The sequence below is a fragment of the Rhizobium mesosinicum genome (genome assembly GCF_019511345.1).
Lineage (GTDB): Bacteria > Pseudomonadota > Alphaproteobacteria > Rhizobiales > Rhizobiaceae > Rhizobium > Rhizobium mesosinicum.
Genome location: NZ_JAEUAK010000010.1, coordinates 147,077 through 164,594 on the forward strand (window position 1 = coordinate 147,077; position 17,518 = coordinate 164,594).

18 protein-coding genes are annotated in these 17,518 nt (G+C 60.6%); 13 read left to right on the forward strand and 5 right to left on the reverse strand.

Features of this window, described 5'->3' with window-relative positions; all coding sequences use genetic code 11:
• Positions 1-38: 38 nt before the first annotated feature.
• The 6 genes from JNB85_RS23520 (at position 39) to JNB85_RS23545 (ending at position 5,241) form a co-directional block, all read left to right on the forward strand.
• On the forward strand, positions 39-308 hold the full coding sequence (locus tag JNB85_RS23520) for a XapX domain-containing protein (RefSeq protein ID WP_216755181.1): 270 nt from the start codon (positions 39-41) through the stop codon (positions 306-308).
• Between the two features lie 28 nt (positions 309-336).
• Positions 337-2,223, forward strand: coding sequence for an amidohydrolase (locus tag JNB85_RS23525; protein ID WP_220336693.1), 1,887 nt, complete (start codon positions 337-339; stop codon positions 2,221-2,223).
• 10 nt (positions 2,224-2,233) lie between these two features.
• Positions 2,234-2,662: a DoxX family protein gene (locus JNB85_RS23530; RefSeq protein WP_220336694.1), complete on the forward strand. Its 429-nt coding sequence runs from the start codon at positions 2,234-2,236 to the stop codon at positions 2,660-2,662.
• A gap of 130 nt (positions 2,663-2,792) precedes the next feature.
• The gene (locus JNB85_RS23535) at positions 2,793-3,614 is read left to right on the forward strand and encodes an alpha/beta fold hydrolase (RefSeq protein ID WP_220336695.1); all 822 of its coding nucleotides are present in this window, start codon (positions 2,793-2,795) and stop codon (positions 3,612-3,614) included.
• Between the two features lie 39 nt (positions 3,615-3,653).
• Positions 3,654-4,535 (forward strand): glyoxalase, encoded by an 882-nt coding sequence (locus JNB85_RS23540; protein WP_220336696.1) that lies wholly within the window; start codon positions 3,654-3,656, stop codon positions 4,533-4,535.
• A 28-nt stretch (positions 4,536-4,563) separates the two neighbouring features.
• Complete coding sequence (locus JNB85_RS23545; RefSeq protein ID WP_220336697.1) at positions 4,564-5,241, forward strand: YoaK family protein; 678 nt, start codon at positions 4,564-4,566, stop codon at positions 5,239-5,241.
• Between the two features lie 18 nt (positions 5,242-5,259).
• Here JNB85_RS23545 and JNB85_RS23550 read toward each other — a convergent pair whose 3' ends face one another.
• Positions 5,260-5,523: a hypothetical protein gene (locus tag JNB85_RS23550; RefSeq protein WP_220336698.1), complete on the reverse strand. Its 264-nt coding sequence runs from the start codon at positions 5,521-5,523 to the stop codon at positions 5,260-5,262.
• A gap of 172 nt (positions 5,524-5,695) precedes the next feature.
• On the opposite strand from JNB85_RS23550, the gene JNB85_RS23555 reads away from it, so the two are divergent.
• Both JNB85_RS23555 and pncA read left to right on the forward strand, forming a co-directional pair.
• Entirely contained in the window at positions 5,696-8,191 is a 2,496-nt protein-coding gene (locus JNB85_RS23555) for an ATP-dependent helicase (RefSeq protein ID WP_220336699.1), read from the forward strand.
• 327 nt (positions 8,192-8,518) lie between these two features.
• Positions 8,519-9,145, forward strand: coding sequence for a bifunctional nicotinamidase/pyrazinamidase (gene pncA / locus JNB85_RS23560; protein ID WP_220336700.1), 627 nt, complete (start codon positions 8,519-8,521; stop codon positions 9,143-9,145).
• Here the strand turns inward: pncA and JNB85_RS23565 are convergent, their stop codons facing one another.
• Positions 9,146-9,400, reverse strand: coding sequence for a DUF2164 domain-containing protein (locus tag JNB85_RS23565; RefSeq protein ID WP_220336701.1), 255 nt, complete (start codon positions 9,398-9,400; stop codon positions 9,146-9,148). It abuts the gene before it with no gap.
• Positions 9,401-9,533: 133 nt separating this feature from the next.
• Here JNB85_RS23565 and JNB85_RS23570 point away from each other — a divergent pair, with 133 nt between their 5' ends.
• On the forward strand, positions 9,534-10,265 hold the full coding sequence (locus JNB85_RS23570) for an AzlC family ABC transporter permease (RefSeq protein WP_220336702.1): 732 nt from the start codon (positions 9,534-9,536) through the stop codon (positions 10,263-10,265).
• A gap of 1 nt (position 10,266) precedes the next feature.
• Complete coding sequence (locus JNB85_RS23575) at positions 10,267-10,575, forward strand: AzlD family protein (RefSeq protein WP_220336703.1); 309 nt, start codon at positions 10,267-10,269, stop codon at positions 10,573-10,575.
• Between the two features lie 9 nt (positions 10,576-10,584).
• On the opposite strand, the gene JNB85_RS23580 is transcribed toward JNB85_RS23575, so the two are convergent.
• Entirely contained in the window at positions 10,585-12,420 is a 1,836-nt protein-coding gene (locus JNB85_RS23580) for an aminopeptidase P family protein (protein ID WP_220336704.1), read from the reverse strand.
• A 278-nt stretch (positions 12,421-12,698) separates the two neighbouring features.
• Here JNB85_RS23580 and JNB85_RS23585 point away from each other — a divergent pair, with 278 nt between their 5' ends.
• On the forward strand, positions 12,699-12,872 hold the full coding sequence (locus tag JNB85_RS23585) for a hypothetical protein (protein ID WP_220336705.1): 174 nt from the start codon (positions 12,699-12,701) through the stop codon (positions 12,870-12,872).
• Between the two features lie 169 nt (positions 12,873-13,041).
• Here JNB85_RS23585 and JNB85_RS23590 read toward each other — a convergent pair whose 3' ends face one another.
• A complete protein-coding gene (locus tag JNB85_RS23590) occupies positions 13,042-13,920 on the reverse strand; it encodes a 50S ribosomal protein L11 methyltransferase (protein ID WP_220336706.1) in 879 nt (292 codons plus the stop codon).
• Between the two features lie 59 nt (positions 13,921-13,979).
• Complete coding sequence (locus JNB85_RS23595; RefSeq protein WP_183825267.1) at positions 13,980-14,582, reverse strand: SCO family protein; 603 nt, start codon at positions 14,580-14,582, stop codon at positions 13,980-13,982.
• Between the two features lie 378 nt (positions 14,583-14,960).
• Here JNB85_RS23595 and JNB85_RS23600 point away from each other — a divergent pair, with 378 nt between their 5' ends.
• Both JNB85_RS23600 and JNB85_RS23605 read left to right on the forward strand, forming a co-directional pair.
• Positions 14,961-16,928, forward strand: a complete 1,968-nt coding sequence (locus JNB85_RS23600) for a methyl-accepting chemotaxis protein (protein WP_220336707.1) — start codon at positions 14,961-14,963, stop codon at positions 16,926-16,928.
• A gap of 2 nt (positions 16,929-16,930) precedes the next feature.
• Positions 16,931-17,398 (forward strand): chemotaxis protein CheW, encoded by a 468-nt coding sequence (locus JNB85_RS23605; protein WP_420852292.1) that lies wholly within the window; start codon positions 16,931-16,933, stop codon positions 17,396-17,398.
• The last annotated feature ends 120 nt before the right edge of the window (positions 17,399-17,518 follow it).

A 17,518-nucleotide genomic window follows, 5' to 3' on the forward strand; every position in this document is an offset into this window, starting at 1 on the left:
TCCACGTATCTGCGTGCCGAAATGAATCGAGCCCCCAAATGAAAATCTATCTCCTCTCCCTCGGCGCCGGCCTTCTCGTCGGCATTGTCTACAGTCTGCTGAACGTCCGCTCGCCGGCCCCGCCTGTCGTTGCACTTGTCGGCCTGCTCGGCATTCTGGTCGGCGAGCAGGTCATTCCATTCGCGAAGACCTTGATCAACAAGGAGCCTGCGGCCGTCTCCTGGCTGAACCAGATCAAGCCGCATATGTTCGGCCACCTGCCGAAAGGCAGCGCACCTTCCGACGCAAAACCTTCCGACAAGGTCTGATACCCGCTCTCGCTCGAGGACGAAGATTATGGAAAATGCGACCGCCGACCTCATCCTGCACCACGGCCTGATCACGACGCTCGACCGCGCCAATCCGACAGCCAGCGCCGTCGCCGTCAAAGACGGCAGGTTCCTCGCCGTCGGCCACGACGCCGAAGTCATGGCGCTCAAGGGCCCGAATACGAAAGTTGTCGACCTCAAGGGCAAGCGCGTTCTTCCCGGTCTGATCGACAACCACACGCACGTCGTCCGTGGCGGCCTGAACTTCAACATGGAGCTGCGCTGGGATGGTGTTCGCTCGCTGGCCGACGCCATGGACATGCTGAAGCGACAAGTGGCGATCACACCCGCGCCGCAATGGGTGCGAATCGTCGGCGGTTTCACCGAACATCAGTTCGCTGAGAAGCGCTTGCCGACCATCGACGAAATCAACGCGGTCGCGCCCGATACCCCGGTATTCATCCTGCATCTCTATGACCGCGCCCTTCTGAATGGCGCAGCACTTCGTGCCGTCGGTTATACCAAGGACACGCCGAACCCACCCGGCGGCGAGATCACCCGCGATGCCAACGGCAACCCGAGCGGCCTGCTGCTCGCCAAGCCCAATGCCGGCATCCTCTATTCGACGCTATCAAAGGGGCCGAGACTGCCCTTCGACTATCAGGTCAATTCCACCCGCCATTTCATGCGCGAATTGAACCGCCTCGGCGTCACAGGCGTCATCGATGCCGGCGGCGGATTCCAGAATTACCCTGACGATTACGCCGTCATCCAGAAGCTTGCCGATGACGGCCAGATGACCGTGCGTCTCGCCTATAATCTCTTCACCCAGAAGCCGAAGCAGGAGAAGGAAGACTTCCTGAACTGGACCGCCTCAGTGAAATACAAGCAGGGTAACGACTATTTCCGCCACAACGGCGCGGGCGAAATGCTGGTTTTCTCGGCTGCCGATTTCGAGGACTTCCGCCAGCCGCGTCCCGACATGCCGCCGGAAATGGAAGGCGAGCTGGAAGAGGTCGTGCGCGTGCTTGCGCAAAACCGCTGGCCCTGGCGCCTGCACGCCACCTATGACGAGACGATCAGCCGCGCGCTCGATGTCTTCGAAAAGGTCAATCAGGATATCCCGCTCGAAGGCCTCAACTGGTTCTTCGACCATGCGGAGACGATTTCCGAACGGTCGATCGACCGTATCGCAGCTCTCGGCGGCGGCATCGCCGTGCAGCACCGCATGGCCTATCAGGGCGAATATTTCGTCGAGCGTTATGGCATGGGTGCTGCCGAAGCCACCCCGCCCGTCGCCCGCATGCTGGAAAAGGGCGTCAAGGTTTCCGCCGGCACCGATGCCACCCGCGTCGCCTCCTATAACCCCTGGGTCTCCCTTTCCTGGATGATTACGGGCCGCACCGTCGGTGGCATGGCGATCTATCCGCGCCGCAACTGCCTCGACCGCGAGACGGCGCTGCGCATGTGGACGGAGAATGTCACCTGGTTTTCCAACGAAGAAGGCAAGAAGGGCCGCATCGAAAAAGGCCAGTTCGCTGATCTGATCGTGCCGGACAAGGATTTCTTCGCCTGTGCCGAAGAGGAGATTTCCTTCCTCACGTCGGAGCTGACCATGGTCGGCGGCAAGATAGTCTATGGATCAGGCAACTTTGCCAGCCTCGACGAGAGCGGTATCCCGCCCGCCATGCCCGACTGGTCGCCGGTGCGCAGCTTCAAGGGTTATGCCGCCTGGGGCGAACCTGAAGGCGCCGGCAAGAACTCGCTGCATCGCCGCCTGATTGCTTCCTGCGGATGCGCCAACGATTGCAATGTCCATGGCCATGCCCATGCCGATGCCTGGGGCTCGAAAGCGCCTGTTTCCGACCTCAAGAGCTTCTGGGGCGCAATCGGCTGCGCCTGCTGGGCCGTTTGAGGATCAGGCCATGCATGGAATCAGTATCAGGCTCGCCGCCCTCGCCCGACCGCTCTTCGGCGCGTCATGGATGCGCTTCATCGCCTATCTCGGTCTCTGCGCCGCCTATCTGCAGGGCGGGCTCAACAAACTCACTGATTTTGCGGGCGCGATTGCCGAAATGACCCATTTCGGTCTGTCTCCCGCGCCGGTCTTTGCCGGGATCGTCATCGCCCTCGAGCTTGCCGCCTCGGTGATGATTCTCTTGGGTTTCCTGCGCTGGCTTGGCGCGCTCGCACTCGGCAGCTTCACACTGCTCGCGACCTTCCTTGCCCTGCGTTTCTGGGAATTGCCGGCCGGAATGGAGCGCTTCATGGCCGCCAATTCCTTCTTCGAACATCTCGGCCTCGTCGGCGGCTTCCTGCTCGTCGCCTGGCTCGATCTCAAGAAAAAGGCATAGGCAACCTACACCAAAGGATCGCTTACGCTGACAGCGGCAAAAATGTTTCCTGCCCCTGTCAAGACCGCGCTGCAAACCATTCGCCCTCCAGGGCGTAGAAGACCCCCAACCCCAGCACAGGACTAGTTCAATGCCGACGATCACCACCAAAGACGGAACGACCATTTACTATCAGGATTGGGGCAATGGCCAGCCGATCCTCTTCTCCCACGGCTGGCCGCTGTCCGGCGACGCCTGGGAAGTCCAGATGCTCTACTTTGCCCAGCAGGGTTACCGCGTCATCGCTCATGACCGCCGCGGCCATGGCCGGTCGTCGCAGCCTTGGAACGGCAACAATATGGACCAGTATGCCGATGACCTCGCCGAGCTCATCGAGAAGCTCGATCTGAAGAACCTCGTCATGATCGGCCATTCCACCGGCGGCGGCGAAGTCGCTCATTACATCGGCCGCCATGGTACCAGCCGCGTCGCCAAGGCCGTACTCGTCGGCGCCGTTCCGCCGCTGATGCTGAAAACGCCTGGAAATCCGGAGGGCACGCCGATCGAAGTTTTCGACGGCATCCGCAAGGGCACGGCAGGCGACCGTTCGCAATTCTTCCGCGACCTCACCATGCCCTTCTACGGCTTCAACCGTGATGGCGCCAAGATCAACGAAGGCCTGCGCGAAACCTTCTGGCTGATGGGCATGGCCGGCGGCATCAAGGGCCACTACGACTGCATCCATGAATTCTCCGAGGTCGATTACAGCGAAGACCTGAAGAAGATCGATATTCCCACTCTCCTCATCCATGGCGATGACGACCAGATCGTGCCGATCAAGGCAGCCGCCGAAAAGGGCATCAAGCTTCTGAAGAACGGCACGCTGAAGGTCTATCCGGGCGCCCCGCACGGTCTCGCCCAGACCGAAGCCGACAAGTTCAACGCCGACGTCCTCGCCTTCATCAAGGCCTAAACAACGAGAGCGGCCGGTCGGGCCCCAGGAGATCTTGCAATGCTTCGTCTATCGGTAGCCCTTGTTGCCCTTCTCGGCCTGGCCGGCTCTCCGGCCCTTGCCGCCTCGCCGCAATTCGGCGTCGGCGCGCAATATGATACGACCCATGTCTATGTCGCCCCTGATGACGTAGACGCCTTCGTCAAAAGCTTCCTCGCCACCTTCGGCGGCACCAGCACCAAGCAGGTGACGGCAACGGTGACGCCGACGCCGAGCAGCACCACGTCGCAGCTCCTGCAGACACCGGTTGGCACCGTCTCGCTCTTCGGCTTCAAGACACCGATCCCCTACCCGTTTGGCGCCGAACGCACCGGTTACCTCGTCACCGATCTCGACAAGGCTGTCGCCGCCGCAAAGGCGGCCGGCGCCGATGTCATCGTCTCACCTTTCCCAGACCCGATTGGCCGCGATGCCGTCGTCCAGTGGCCGGGCGGAGTCAACATGCAGCTTTACTGGCATACGACCAAGCCAGATTATCCGGCCTTTGCGGCCATCCCGGAAAACCGCGTCTACGTGTCGCCCGACCGCGTCGCGGCCTTCACCCGCGCCTTCCTCGCCTTCTCGCACGGCAAACTCGTCTCCGACGATAAAAAGGCACCGGGTATCGAAATCGGCCTGCCGGATGGGACTTTTCACCGACTGCGCATCGAATCCGTCTTCGGCCGCATGACCGTGCTCGTCACCGACGGTCATCTGCCCTTCCCCTATGGCCGAGAAATGACTGGCTACGAGACCGCCGATCTCGATGCGACGCTGCAGAAAGCCAAGGACAGCGGCGCTGAAATACTCGTCGAACCCTATCAATCCGGTGACCGCCGCGCCGCCATGGTGGAATTCCCGGGCAGCTATATTGCCGAAATCCACGCCGTCACGGCAGAGTAGAGAAAATCATCAAAGAAGGGAAAGAACGTTGCGCCCAGCCCTGCCCGTGCTCCTGAGCTTCACCGGGGGTTATGTCGATACTGCCGGCTTCCTGGCACTCGGCGGTCTCTTCCCTGCCCATGTCACCGGCAACTTCGTGACATTAGGCGCAGCGCTCACGCACGGCACATCAGGTATCATCGCCAAGCTTCTGGCGCTGCCGGTCTTCTGCCTGACGATCCTCGTGCTGCGTTATCTGACCTACAAAGTGCCCCCAGGCGACGAAAAGGGCCTGCGCATCCTTCTCGTCATCAAGCTCCTTTTCCTGATTGCCGGCGGCGCCTGCGCCATCTGGCTTGCGCCCTTTACCAATCCGGATGGCCTGCCGCTGGTCGCGACCGGCATGCTGCTCGTCATCGCCATGGCGATCCAGAATGCCGCTCACCGCATCCATCTCGGCGCCTCACCGCCGAGCACATTGATGACCGGCACGACGACGCAGATCATGATCGATCTCGGCGACCTCGCCCATGGCAGCCTCGGCGATCAGACAAAGATCGTGAAAGGGCGCCTGTCGCGCATGACGGTCGCAGTTTTCGCCTTCGCCCTCGGCTGCGGCCTTGCCGCCCTGCTTTTTGCAACCATTGGCGTCTGGTGCTTGGCCCTGCCGCCCCTCTTTGCCCTGGTTTCGGTCTGCTTGGCTTTTGCCGGCCCGCAGGCCGCCTGAGAGCAGCCTTTAGCCCCTTTAGCCCCTGATGTCCTTGCCCTTGGTTTCAGCCTCGGCAATCCGCTGCCGAAGCGTGATCTTCCGCGCCTGTATCTCAAGGGAAATGAGTTCGGAAATTGACCCATTGCGTCGCAATAATGCGACAGTGCTCAAAACGGGGGCCGCGAGGGCTGCGGCAACGATTCTGAGGCCTTCACCATCATTCGGCAAGCCGTTGCCTACAATCAGGGTCATAACGACGACCAGGAGGATCAGGTTGGCAAGAATGGCGATGATATGCATGTGGCTCCCCCGGCGACTGGCGTGAAAGCATAGTTGAGGCCCCGGACGACCACAACTCCAGAGCAGGCTTTGGACCAAGCGAAGCAAACCGCCTAGGGACGGCTGAGCGCCTCGGAATGAAAGCAGAACATCTTTTCTGGTCTTTCCTTCCCGAATCACTACATTACGCGCCATGAGCAACAGTTTCGACGATATGCCCTTCTTCGACGAAGAACCGGGCGAAGCGCCGCGTAAGCCGCAGCAGCCTGTGGCACCTGCCCCGAGAGCGCCCGCTGTCGGCGGCAGCATTGCCGCCCGCGCCATGGCGGCCCGTGATGGCGGCCGCCCGGATTATCTCGCCGGCCTCAACCCGGAACAGCGCGAAGCGGTCGAGACGCTGGAAGGCCCGGTCCTCGTGCTTGCCGGCGCCGGCACCGGCAAGACGCGCGTGCTCACCACGCGCATCGCCCATATCCTGTCTACAGGCCGCGCCTTCCCCTCGCAGATCCTCGCCGTGACCTTCACCAACAAAGCGGCGCGCGAGATGAAGGAACGTATCGCGCTTCTCGTCGGCGGCGCCGTCGAAGGCATGCCCTGGCTCGGCACCTTTCACTCGATCGGCGTCAAGCTTCTGCGTCGCCATGCCGAGCTCGTCGGCCTGCGCTCCGATTTCACCATCCTCGACACCGACGATGTGGTCCGCCTCATCAAGCAGCTGATCCAGGCCGAAGGCCTCGACGACAAGCGCTGGCCGGCCAAGCAGTTCGCCGGCATGATCGACACCTGGAAGAACAAGGGCCTCGGCCCTGCCGATATTCCCGAAGGGGATGCGCGGGCCTTCGCCAATGGCCGCGGCCGCGATCTCTACTTCGCCTATCAGAACCGCCTGTCGACGCTGAACGCCTGCGATTTCGGCGATCTCCTGATGCACCCGATCGCGATCTTCCGCAAGCAGCCGGACCTCTTGAAGGAATATCACCAGAGGTTCCGCTACATCCTCGTCGACGAGTATCAGGATACAAACACGGCCCAATATATGTGGCTGCGGCTTCTCGCCCAGCGTGCCAAGGGTGAGCCGCAGAATGTCTGCTGCGTCGGTGACGACGATCAGTCGATCTATGGCTGGCGCGGCGCGGAAGTGGACAATATCCTGCGTTTCGAGAAGGATTTTCCGGGCGCCAAAGTCATCAAGCTCGAGCGCAACTACCGTTCGACGGCTCATATCCTTGGAGCCGCCGCCCATCTCATTACCCATAATGAAGGCCGCCTCGGCAAGACGCTGTTCACGGATCGCTCCGATCCAGATGACGTCAAGGTGCAGGTCCATGCCTCCTGGGATTCCGAAGAGGAAGCGCGTGCGATCGGCGAGGAAATCGAGCGCCTGCAGCGCGGCGATGCCGACGGCAGGAAGCATCTGCTGAACGACATGGCGATCCTGGTGCGCGCTTCCTTCCAGATGCGCGAATTCGAAGACCGCTTCGTCACGCTTGGCCTGAACTACCGCGTCATCGGCGGCCCGCGCTTCTACGAGCGCCTCGAAATCCGCGACGCCATGGCCTATTTCCGCCTCGTCGCCCAGCCGGCCGACGACCTCGCCTTCGAACGCATCATCAACACCCCGAAGCGCGGCCTCGGCGACACGACGGTGCGCGCGCTCCACGATTACGCCCGTGCCCGCGACATTCCGATGCTGGCAGCCGCCGCCGACATGATCGAGACGGACGAGCTGAAACCGAAGGCCCGCAAGGCCCTCTTCGACGTGATTCAATCTTTCCGCCGATGGCAAGAACTGCTTGAAAACACGCCACATACCGAGCTTGCCGAGCAGATCCTCGAAGAGTCCGGCTATACCGACATGTGGAAGAACGACAAGACGGCCGAAGCACCGGGCCGCCTTGAAAACCTCAAGGAACTCATCCGTTCCATGGAGAGCTTCGAATCCATGCGCGGCTTCCTGGAACATGTCTCACTCGTCATGGATGCCGAGCAGAACGAGGATCTCGACGCCGTCTCGATCATGACGCTGCATTCTGCCAAGGGCCTGGAATTCGACACGGTCTTCCTGCCCGGCTGGGAGGAAGGCCTCTTCCCGCACCAACGTTCGCTCGACGAATCCGGCCGCGCCGGCCTGGAGGAAGAACGCCGCCTTGCCTATGTCGGCATCACCCGCGCCAAGCACCGCTGCCACATCTGGTTCGTCTCCAACCGGCGCATCCACGGCCTCTGGCAGTCGACCATCCCTTCGCGTTTCCTGGACGAGCTCCCTGAAACCCATGTGGAAGTCGCCGAGATGGAGCAGAATTACGGTGGCTACGGCCGCGGCGGCGGTTACGGACAGTCGCGCTTCGACAAGGCCGACCCCTTCGCCAATTCCTATTCCACCCCCGGATGGAAACGTGCCCAGCAGAACAAGACCGACGCCACCCGCGACAACTGGGGCACCCGCTCCGGCCACGCCGTGGAGCGCATCGGCTACGGCGAAAGCGGCCCGCGCGGACGAACCATCGAGGGCGAACTGGTGGCGAAATCCACCGCAACCGAACCCTCGCGCTTCACTGTCGGCGACCGCGTCTTCCACATCAAATTCGGCAACGGCTCCATATCAGGCATCGAAGGCAACAAGCTGACGATCGACTTCGACCGCGCCGGCCAGAAGCGCGTGCTGGATGGGTTTGTGGAGCGGGTTTGATGGCCCAGCCGCTCGGCGAGCCGGATCGACCTCACATTGGGAGGAGCGATATAGCTCACCAGTGTCTTCAGGCCACGCACCGCAAAGGCCCAATCGCGCAGGGCGACGGCTGCCCCATAGCTGCATGCATAGACCCTAATATAAAACGCGAAATACTTGCCGCTTTCGCGTATAACGCGAGCGGCAACAGAAAAATACGTTGATGCAGCCATTTGCCACTCTCAAGACGAGAAATAGCACTTGCGCCTTGCCCCTCGGAAATCCACTAGTTGGTTATGCGGGCACCGGTCGGCATTTTGCGGAGCGGTATGCGTAAGGGATAGCTTGATGAAGGCGTTGCTGCTGGTCGATATTCAGAACGGTTTCTGTCCCGGAGGTAACCTGCCGGTTCCCGATGGTGACAAGGTGGTTCCCGTGGCAAACAGCCTGATCGACAGCGGCAAATACGATCTCATCGTCGCCTCGCAGGATTGGCACCCTCCCGGCCATGGCAGCTTCGCCTCCTCCCATCCCGGCAAGCAACCTTTCGAAATGGGCCAACTCTCGGGCAAGCCGCAGATGATGTGGCCGGATCATTGCGTGCAATATACTCGCGACGCCGAACTGCATCCCAAACTCCACTCTGCCCAAATCGACCTTATCCAGCAGAAGGGCGAAAACAAGAACGTCGACAGCTATTCCGCCTTCCGCGACAACGATCAGCATGCCCTGACCGGCCTTGCCGAATTTCTGGAAGATCAGGGTGTCACCGAGCTCGACGTCTGCGGGCTTGCGACAGATTATTGCGTAAAGTTTTCCGCGCTCGATGCGCTGGACATGATCCCGGGCATCAAGGTTCGCTTCATCGAGGACGCCAGCCGTGGCATCTCACCCGAGGGCGTGGCTGCTGCGATTGACGAGATGCGCGGGCACGGCATCGATATCGTCAAGAGCGCCGATATCCTCGCGGAATAATCACCGGTCCTTTTTCTCGCCTTCCCGCTCCAGCAGATAGATCTCCTCACCGAAATCCTCCATCTTCTTGAGGAAAGCGGCATGGGCATCCCTTAAGCCCCTGTTGTAGAAATACGGCCCGATCTCCTCGGCGAAGAAGTCCAGCAGGAATTCGGCCGGCAGCACGCCGATCGGATCGAGCTCGCGGTCGAAATATTGTCGGATGCGCGAGATGATCTCCGCCTTTTCTTCCCTGGTAAATTCAATCTTCTTCATTGTCTCCCTCGTCAGTCCGTGACGTAAACCGGTCACGCTTCAGCAAAATCGATTGGTGAATCAAGGAAATTCAATTGCCGCAACGGGTGAGACACCATAGAGGGAAATTTCAATTCCAACAGGATGAACTCCCATGAATCGCTCCGACTTTGTCGAAGGTATGCGGGGCGGATTTGCAGTGGCACTCGCTTCTGCCCCCTTCGGAGCGCTGTTCGGCGCCCTTGCCGCCGAGCAGGGCATGTCGCTCTCCGAACTCACCTTCATGAGCGCCACCGTCTATGCAGGCGCGAGTCAGATGGTCGGTATCGAACTCTTCAGCCATAATGTCCAGGCTTGGGTGATCGTGCTGTCGATCCTTGCCGTCAACTTCCGCCACGTGCTCTATTCGGCGGCGATCGCCCGTTACATCAGGCATTTCACGCCGGTCCAGAAGTTCTTCACCTTCTTCCTTCTGGTCGATCCCCAATTTGCCGAAACCGTCAAGCGTGGCGAAGCTGGAATGCCGGTTACCTTCACCTGGTATCTCGGCTTCGGCATCGTCATCTACATCCCCTGGATCCTCGTCAGCCTCCTCGGCGGCATGGCCGGCTCCTTCATCGGTGATCCCAAAACGCTCGGCCTCGATATCCTGCTGCCGGCTTATTTTCTCGCCATCGTCCTCGGCTTCCGCAAGCGTGACAATTTTCTGGCCGTGGCACTGACGAGCGCTGTCGCCTCCGTCATCGCCTATCATTTCGTCGGCTCCCCCTGGCATGTGAGCCTGGGTGCTGCGGCCGGCATCCTGCTCGCTGCTCTGATGCCCTTGCCCGCTGCGGAGCCGGATCTCGAAGCCGACGCCCTCAACACTGAAAACCACGAGGTCTGAGATGGAATTCGATCTCCACATGGCACTCGTGATCCTGGCTGCCGCAGCCGCGACTTTCGCGACTCGCATCGGCGGCTATATCATGATCACCAAGATGAAGCGCATTCCGCCGCGCATGGAAGCGGCCTTGAATGCCGTGCCGGCGGCAGTGCTGACGACGCTTGTCGCGCCCGCCTTCTTCATCGGCGGTTGGGATTCGAAACTGGCGCTCGCCGTCGCCCTCGTCATCGGCCTGCGCTTTTCACACACCTGGATGCTCGTGGCCGCCTGGATCATCGTCATGATCTGGCGGCACACGATCGGTCTTTAAAGCCGAGACTCAGTACTCCAGCGGAAGCGTCGCATTCTCCAGCCACGCCTTGACGTCACGATCGTGAATCAGTGGCATCAGCGCTTCGCGTGTTTGGCGGTGGTATTCGTTGAACCAGTGCAGCTCATCATGTGTCAGCAATTCGGGGATGACAATGCTGCGATCGATCGGGCAGAAGGTGAGCGTCTCGAAGCCGAGCATCGGCGTGTCGCCGCCATCGATGGCTTCCGCCTCCCGCACATATATCAGGTTCTCGATGCGGATGCCGAAATGACCCGGCCGATAGTAGCCTGGCTCATTAGAGAGGATCATACCCGGCAGCAGTTCCTGTGTCGAAAGCCGCGAGATGCGCTGCGGCCCCTCGTGAACCGACAGATAGGAGCCGACGCCATGGCCCGTGCCATGGGCGAAATCAGCCCCTGCCCGCCATAGCGCGATGCGCGCCAGCGGATCGAGATCGCAGCCGCGCGTCCCCTTCGGGAAACGCGCCGTACTGATCTGGATCATGCCCTTCAGCACCAGCGTGAAAAAGCGCTTGTGCTCCTCGCTGACCGTACCGATACCGACCGTGCGGGTAATATCGGTCGTGCCGTTGATATATTGCGCGCCGGAATCAATGAGAAAGAGTTCACCCGGCTGGATATGCCGGTCGCTCGCCGTCGTCACGCGGTAATGCATGATCGCCGCGTGTTCGCCTGCACCCGAGATCGTATCGAAGGAAATATCCTTCAGCGGGTTCTGCATGCTCTCGCCCATTTTCGCGCGAGCCGCCTCCAGCCGTTCGGCCGCGCCAATTTCGGTGATCGTCCCCGGCTTGCTCTGCGAAAGCCAGTAAAGGAATTCCACCATGGCCGCACCATCCTGCAGGTGGGCTGCCGCCGAACCATTTATTTCGGTACTGTTCTTCACCGCCCGCGGCAGCTTTGCCGGATCGGCGCCTTCGACCACTTCGCCGCCCGCCTTGCGGATGATCTCGGCAAGTGCATATGAAGCGATATCCGGATCAATGAGGATGCGGCCGCCACTCTCGGCGACCGCAGCCAGCTTCTCATCCAGTAGTGAGGGCGCAAGCTGGGTAGCGATCTGCGCGAGATAGGCTTCCGGCTCGATGCCGGTCTTGCGCTTGTCGAGGAATATCTCCGCCTTACCGTCGGCATGGATGATGGCGCGCGCCAAAGGGTGCGGCGTATGCGGCACGTCGGCGCCGCGGATATTGAAGATCCAGGCGATGGAGGACGGATCGGCAATGAGCACTGCCTTGAGGTTCTTCTTGCCGAGATCGGCGGCGATGGTGGCGATCTTGTCTTTGGCCAGCACACCCGCCTGCGCCACGTTCTGGATGGTCACGGCCCCCAATGGCTCCGCCGGCCGATCAGCCCATAGCTTGTCGAGCGGATTATGCGGCAGGAAAACCAGCGTACCACCGATCTCCGACAGGGCCTTTTCGAGTTTGCGAACATCAGCACCCGAATGCAGCCATGGATCGATGCCGAGCTTCAGCCCCTTCTTGCCATGCGCCGGCAGCCAGACATGCGGCGGCTCGTTGACGAGATCACCGCCTGTGAAGACCGAGCCATCCACCTGTTCGGCTAGCTGAGTGACATAGCGGCCATCGACATAGACGATCGCTTCCGTCCGGGTGATCAGCGCAATCCCCGCCGAACCGGTGAAGCCCGTCAGCCAGGAGAGCCGTTCAGCACAAGCCGGCACATATTCGCCGTTGAACTCATCGGCGCGTGGCACGAGGAAAGCGTCGATGCCAAGCGCATCGAAACTGGCGCGCAGTGCGGAAACCCGTTCCCTGCCGAACTGCGGCGTGGAGGTGACTTCGAAAGACTGGAACATGCTGAAAACCCGAATGAATGAAACGAATCCGGTTAATGGGATAGTCGCCATGTTAGCGAATTTTCAATCGTTGGGGAGAAAAAGCGACGCCAAGCGTCTGGAAAGGCCAAGCCGCCTAATAATTTGGCGGAAATGTGTCTCGATATGGGAAACTGGCATGCTTCATGCATTGAGCGCATGGCTGCAATGAAACAAACCCTCTGCCGCCGCATGACGGAATATCTATATAGAGCGCATCGAACGGTTTGCGACGAACCATCAACAAAGGATTTTTTGAAATGACCGCCTCGCTCTCGCGCTTCGCTTACAGCAGCCCGGTACAGGCTGGCGAACGCCAGACTGTGCGTCACATCATCGGTGCCCGCCGCCCGCAGCATGAGGATAGCCTCAAGATGCTCGTAGCAGGCCAGCGTTCCACGCGCCACAAGGGCGCTCCCAGCTACGCATTCTGAGCTTAAAGCCTTTCCGATCCTCCTCCCTCCACCGGACGGGCCTATCGGAATGCAGTAGTGCCCGCTTGAGCATCCTCCTCCTTCGAGCTCGCGGGCAAGACCGGATTTAAATGCCGGTCCAAGGCGGTGCCTCCGGCACCGCCTTTTTTCTTGTCGGAATTCCCTAAGATTACGGGCGATCGAGATGAATCGTCACCCAGCCATTGCGCCATATCGTGCGCACGTGACGGAGCTTCGCGCCACTATAGGCGGCAATCACCTTCCAGCGCTGGCTGGCAAGGATGCCGGACAGGATCACCGATCCGCCGGGCGCCAGATTGGTGGCGAGTTGCGGCGCCATCTTGATCAGCGGGCGCGCCAGGATATTAGCGATGATGAGGTCGAAAGGCCCATTCTCGGAAAAAGCCGTCGAATGGAAGCCCGGTGCCGTCACCATGCTGATGCCGCTGGCAATACCGTTGCGGCGTACATTCTCGGCCGCGACACGGACAGCGATCGGGTCGATATCCGTTGCAAGCACGGGAATGTTGCGCAGCTTGCGCACGGCAATTGCCAATACGCCGCTGCCCGTGCCGAGATCGAGGGCATTGCGCACCTTCCGTGCCCGAAGCACTCTATCGATCACCTCCAGGCAGCCGGCCGTCGTTCCGTGATGGCCGGTGCCGAAAGCCTGGCCGGCATCGATCTCGATGGCGATATCGCCGGTGCGGACCTTGTCGCGATCATGCGAGCCGTGCACGAGAAAGCGCCCTGCCCTGACCGGCTTCAGCCCTTCCAGGGATTTTGAAACCCAGTCCACATCCGGAATGACTTCCCGCGACAACACGACATCGGGAAACGCCTGTGCCAGCGCATCTTCAACGCGAGAGCGCACATCCGACTCGTCCTCCGCCATCATGTAGACAGAGGCTTCCCAGATATCTTTCTTTTCATCGATCTCGGTGGTACCGATGGCAAAATCTTCTTCGCCGAAGACCTCGCCCAGAAGGTCGAGGATCTCTTCGGCCTGCTTTTCGGTCGTTGACACGTAAAGGCGGATTTCACTCACGATAGGCAATCTTTCCGGTTGCGCCGCCTGCGACCGGTTGCAATGCGTTCAGCTGCCGGTCATCCCTTGGCGACGAGATTCTCAAGCTTCTTTATCGCCGTATCGGGGTTTTCGCCATAGGAGATCGTTCCCGCAAAGCGCCCGGCCGAATCGAGCAGGAAAACCGAGGCCGTATGGTCCATCGTGTAATCTCCGTTCGGATTGTTCTCGTCGACCGGCACCTTCTTGGCATAGACGCGGAAGCCCTTGATGACCTCGGCGATCTTGTCCGGCGGGCCGGAAATGCCGGTAATGCGCTTGGAAACGTTGGAGACGTACTCGTTCATGATTTCGGGCGTATCGCGCTCGGGATCGACCGTGACGAAATAGGCCTGCAGCTTGTTGCCCTGGGGATCGACTTTCTCCATCCAGCCGCCGAGCTCGAAGAGTGTCGTCGGGCAGACCTCCGGGCAGTGCGTGAAGCCGAAGAACAAGGCCGTGGGCTTGCCGCGCAGGGCCTGCTCCGTGATCGGCTGGCCCGTCTGCGATACCAGCGTGAACGGCACGCCGAATGGTCCCTCGGCCACCACTTCCCTCGTCCGGCTCTGATCGAGCGTGAACCAGCCGAGCACGCCGGCAAGCAGCAGCACTGCGATCCAGACGGCGATACGGAAATTCTTCATTGCACGATCCTTTACCAGCGCGGATTCCCCGTCCGCCTCGCCCGTGTGATTATAGTCACCATCGCGAGCGCGCAATTCAAGAATGCGTTTTCTCACCCGTGATTAATTGGCCCGCCTTGATGAATGCCAAATCTGGGCAAACACCTTCAGAAAAAGCCTCACACAAACGAATTATCACGCCTTTATAACGGCTTGCCCCGAACACCTCCAAGCAACCCAAGGAAAGACATCGTTAGGAAAGGCTTAATTGCGGATATCTATATTTAGTAATGCATACAGTGCTTCGGCGCTGTTCCGACATGATGTCGGCCGGAGCATGAACCGGATCAGCATAAAAATCGAGGGAACTGAAAACCGCCTGGGGCGGAGGGTGGCTTTATGACAAATTCGACGGTTCGCAGAAACCTTTCGGTCGGCCAGCGGCTCTGGACGCTCGGCGGGGCTGCTCTCATCGGTTTCGGCTCGATGCTCGGAACCGGTTGGTATGAGAACATGCAGGTCGACACCGGCCTGCGCCGCGCCAGCGAGATCCAGCAGAGCATCGACAGCATCAACGATATGCGCGTCGCCGGCCTGACGCTGGTTCTCGCCGCCATGGACACGATCGTCGACAAGGACGAGAAGACCATCCAGCCCGACCGCCTGAAAGTCGTCGCAGACTCGCTCGCCACCCTCTCCGGCGGCTCGAAGGAAATGGGCATGATCGCTGAGGAGCTGAAGGCCGGCGACCTGCTGAAAAGCTACGATTCAGATGTCGGCGCGCTTCGCCAGGCCATCCAGGTGGACCTCAAGGCGCTCGTCGAACAGGGCGCGTCCGATGCCGAATTCGACAAGATCGACGATCGTATCGACGCTGACGGCGAAAAGCTTGCCGCCACCCTCGACAAGTTCGCGAGTGAAGGGACCGCCGTTGCCCGCCAGCGCGTCGAAAGCGCCAATGAGACCTCCCGCAATTCTCTGGTGATCCAGATCGCGCTTGGCGTCATCGCAATTCTCACCATGGCCTCGCTGCAATATATCCATGGCGGCTCCATCCGCCGCGGCATCGTCACCGTGCGCGAAAGCATGCTGCGCATCTTGAACGGCGACCTGACAAGCGACGTCGCCGGCAAAGAACGCGGTGACGAGATCGGCGAAATGGCTCGCGCCGCCGAAAGCTTCCGTCTTGCCGCCATCGAAAAGATCGATTTGGAAACACGCACGGCTGCCGACCGCCAGCGCAGCGATGCCGAGCGTCGCGAGCGCGAATCTGCCAAGCTCGCCGATGCAGAGGCGTTGAGCGCCGCCGTCATGGCCCTCGGACAGGGCCTCACCCGCCTTGCCAACGGCGATCTGACCGCAAGCATCAATCAGCCTTTCCGCGACGAGCTTGAACGGCTGCGTCAGGATTTCAACCAGACAGCCGTTCGCCTGCGTCAGGCGATGGGCGATATTGCCCTGAACAGCACGTCCATCCAGGCAAACAGCCGCCAGATGCGCGCCGCCGCCGACGATCTCGCCAAACGCACCGAGCAGCAGGCGGCCTCGCTGGAAGAGACGTCAGCAGCCTTGGACGAGATTACCGCCACCGTGCGAAACGCCACCAGCCGCGCCGAGGAAGTCGGCAACATGGTCGCCCATACACGCCAGAATACCGAGAAATCCGATGCCATCGTCGGCGATGCGATGGCTGCAATGGAGCGAATCGAAGGCGCCTCCCGCGAGATCGGTACCATCATCAACGTCATCGACGAGATCGCTTTCCAGACGAATCTACTCGCACTCAATGCCGGCGTCGAAGCGGCGCGGGCCGGCGAAGCCGGCAAGGGTTTTGCGGTCGTGGCGCAGGAAGTGCGCGAACTTGCCGGCCGCGCGGCCGGAGCAGCCAAGGACATCAAGGCCTTGATCAGCAAATCCGGCGCCGAGGTGAAAATCGGTGGCGAACTTGTGACGGCTGCCGGCGAGGCTTTGCGCCAGATCGGCGAAGATGTTCTGCGTATCGACGGCCATGTTAAATCAATCGTAACGTCTGCGCGCGAACAATCGGTCGGACTGAACGAGATCAATACATCCATCAGCCAGATGGATCAGGTGACGCAGAAGAATGCGGCCATGGTGGAAGAAACGAACGCCGCCAGCCACACTCTCGCAACCGATGCGGAAAACCTGACGCAGCTGGTTCGGCAGTTCAATATCGGCGAGGGCATGAGCGCCCGTCAAACGCCGCGAGAAGCCTCCGCAGCCTCGCATCCGAAATCCTCACCCGCACGAAGCCTAATGGGCAAAGTCGCGGGCGCATTCACGGGCGGCGCTGCCGCCAGGACAATCGCCTCCTCTCCGGCCGGAGACAACTGGGAAGAATTTTGATCATGAGCAACGCCATCAAACAGACGGGCGCCTACCTCGAAATCGTCTCGTTCCACCTGGGCGACCAGGAGTTCTGCATCGACATCATGGCGATCCGCGAAATTCGCGGCTGGGCACCGGTCACTCCGATGCCGCACACTCCGCCCTACGTCCTCGGCCTCATCAACCTGCGCGGCGCGGTGATCCCGGTCATCGACATGGCTTGCCGCCTCGGCATGAAGATGACGGAACCGTCGGAGCGTTCCGCCATCATCGTCACCGACATCGCCGGCAAGCTGGTCGGCCTGCTGGTCGAACAGGTCTCCGACATGATGACCATCAAGAGCGAAGATCTGCAGCCGCCGCCGGAAATCATCCCGGAAGCCCAGCGCGCCTTCTGCCGCGGCATCGTGGCGCTGGAAAAGACCATGGTTTGCTTCCTCAACCTCGACACGGTCATCGCCGACGAACTGTCCCGCGAAGCTGCCTGATACGTTTCGATATCTCGAATGCGAAGGCCCGGCTCGTTCGGGCCTTCTTTGTTTGGAATGGAGGCAAAAAGCAAACTTTGCGTGTGGAGCCCCCTCACCCTAACCCTCTCCCCGCTGGGG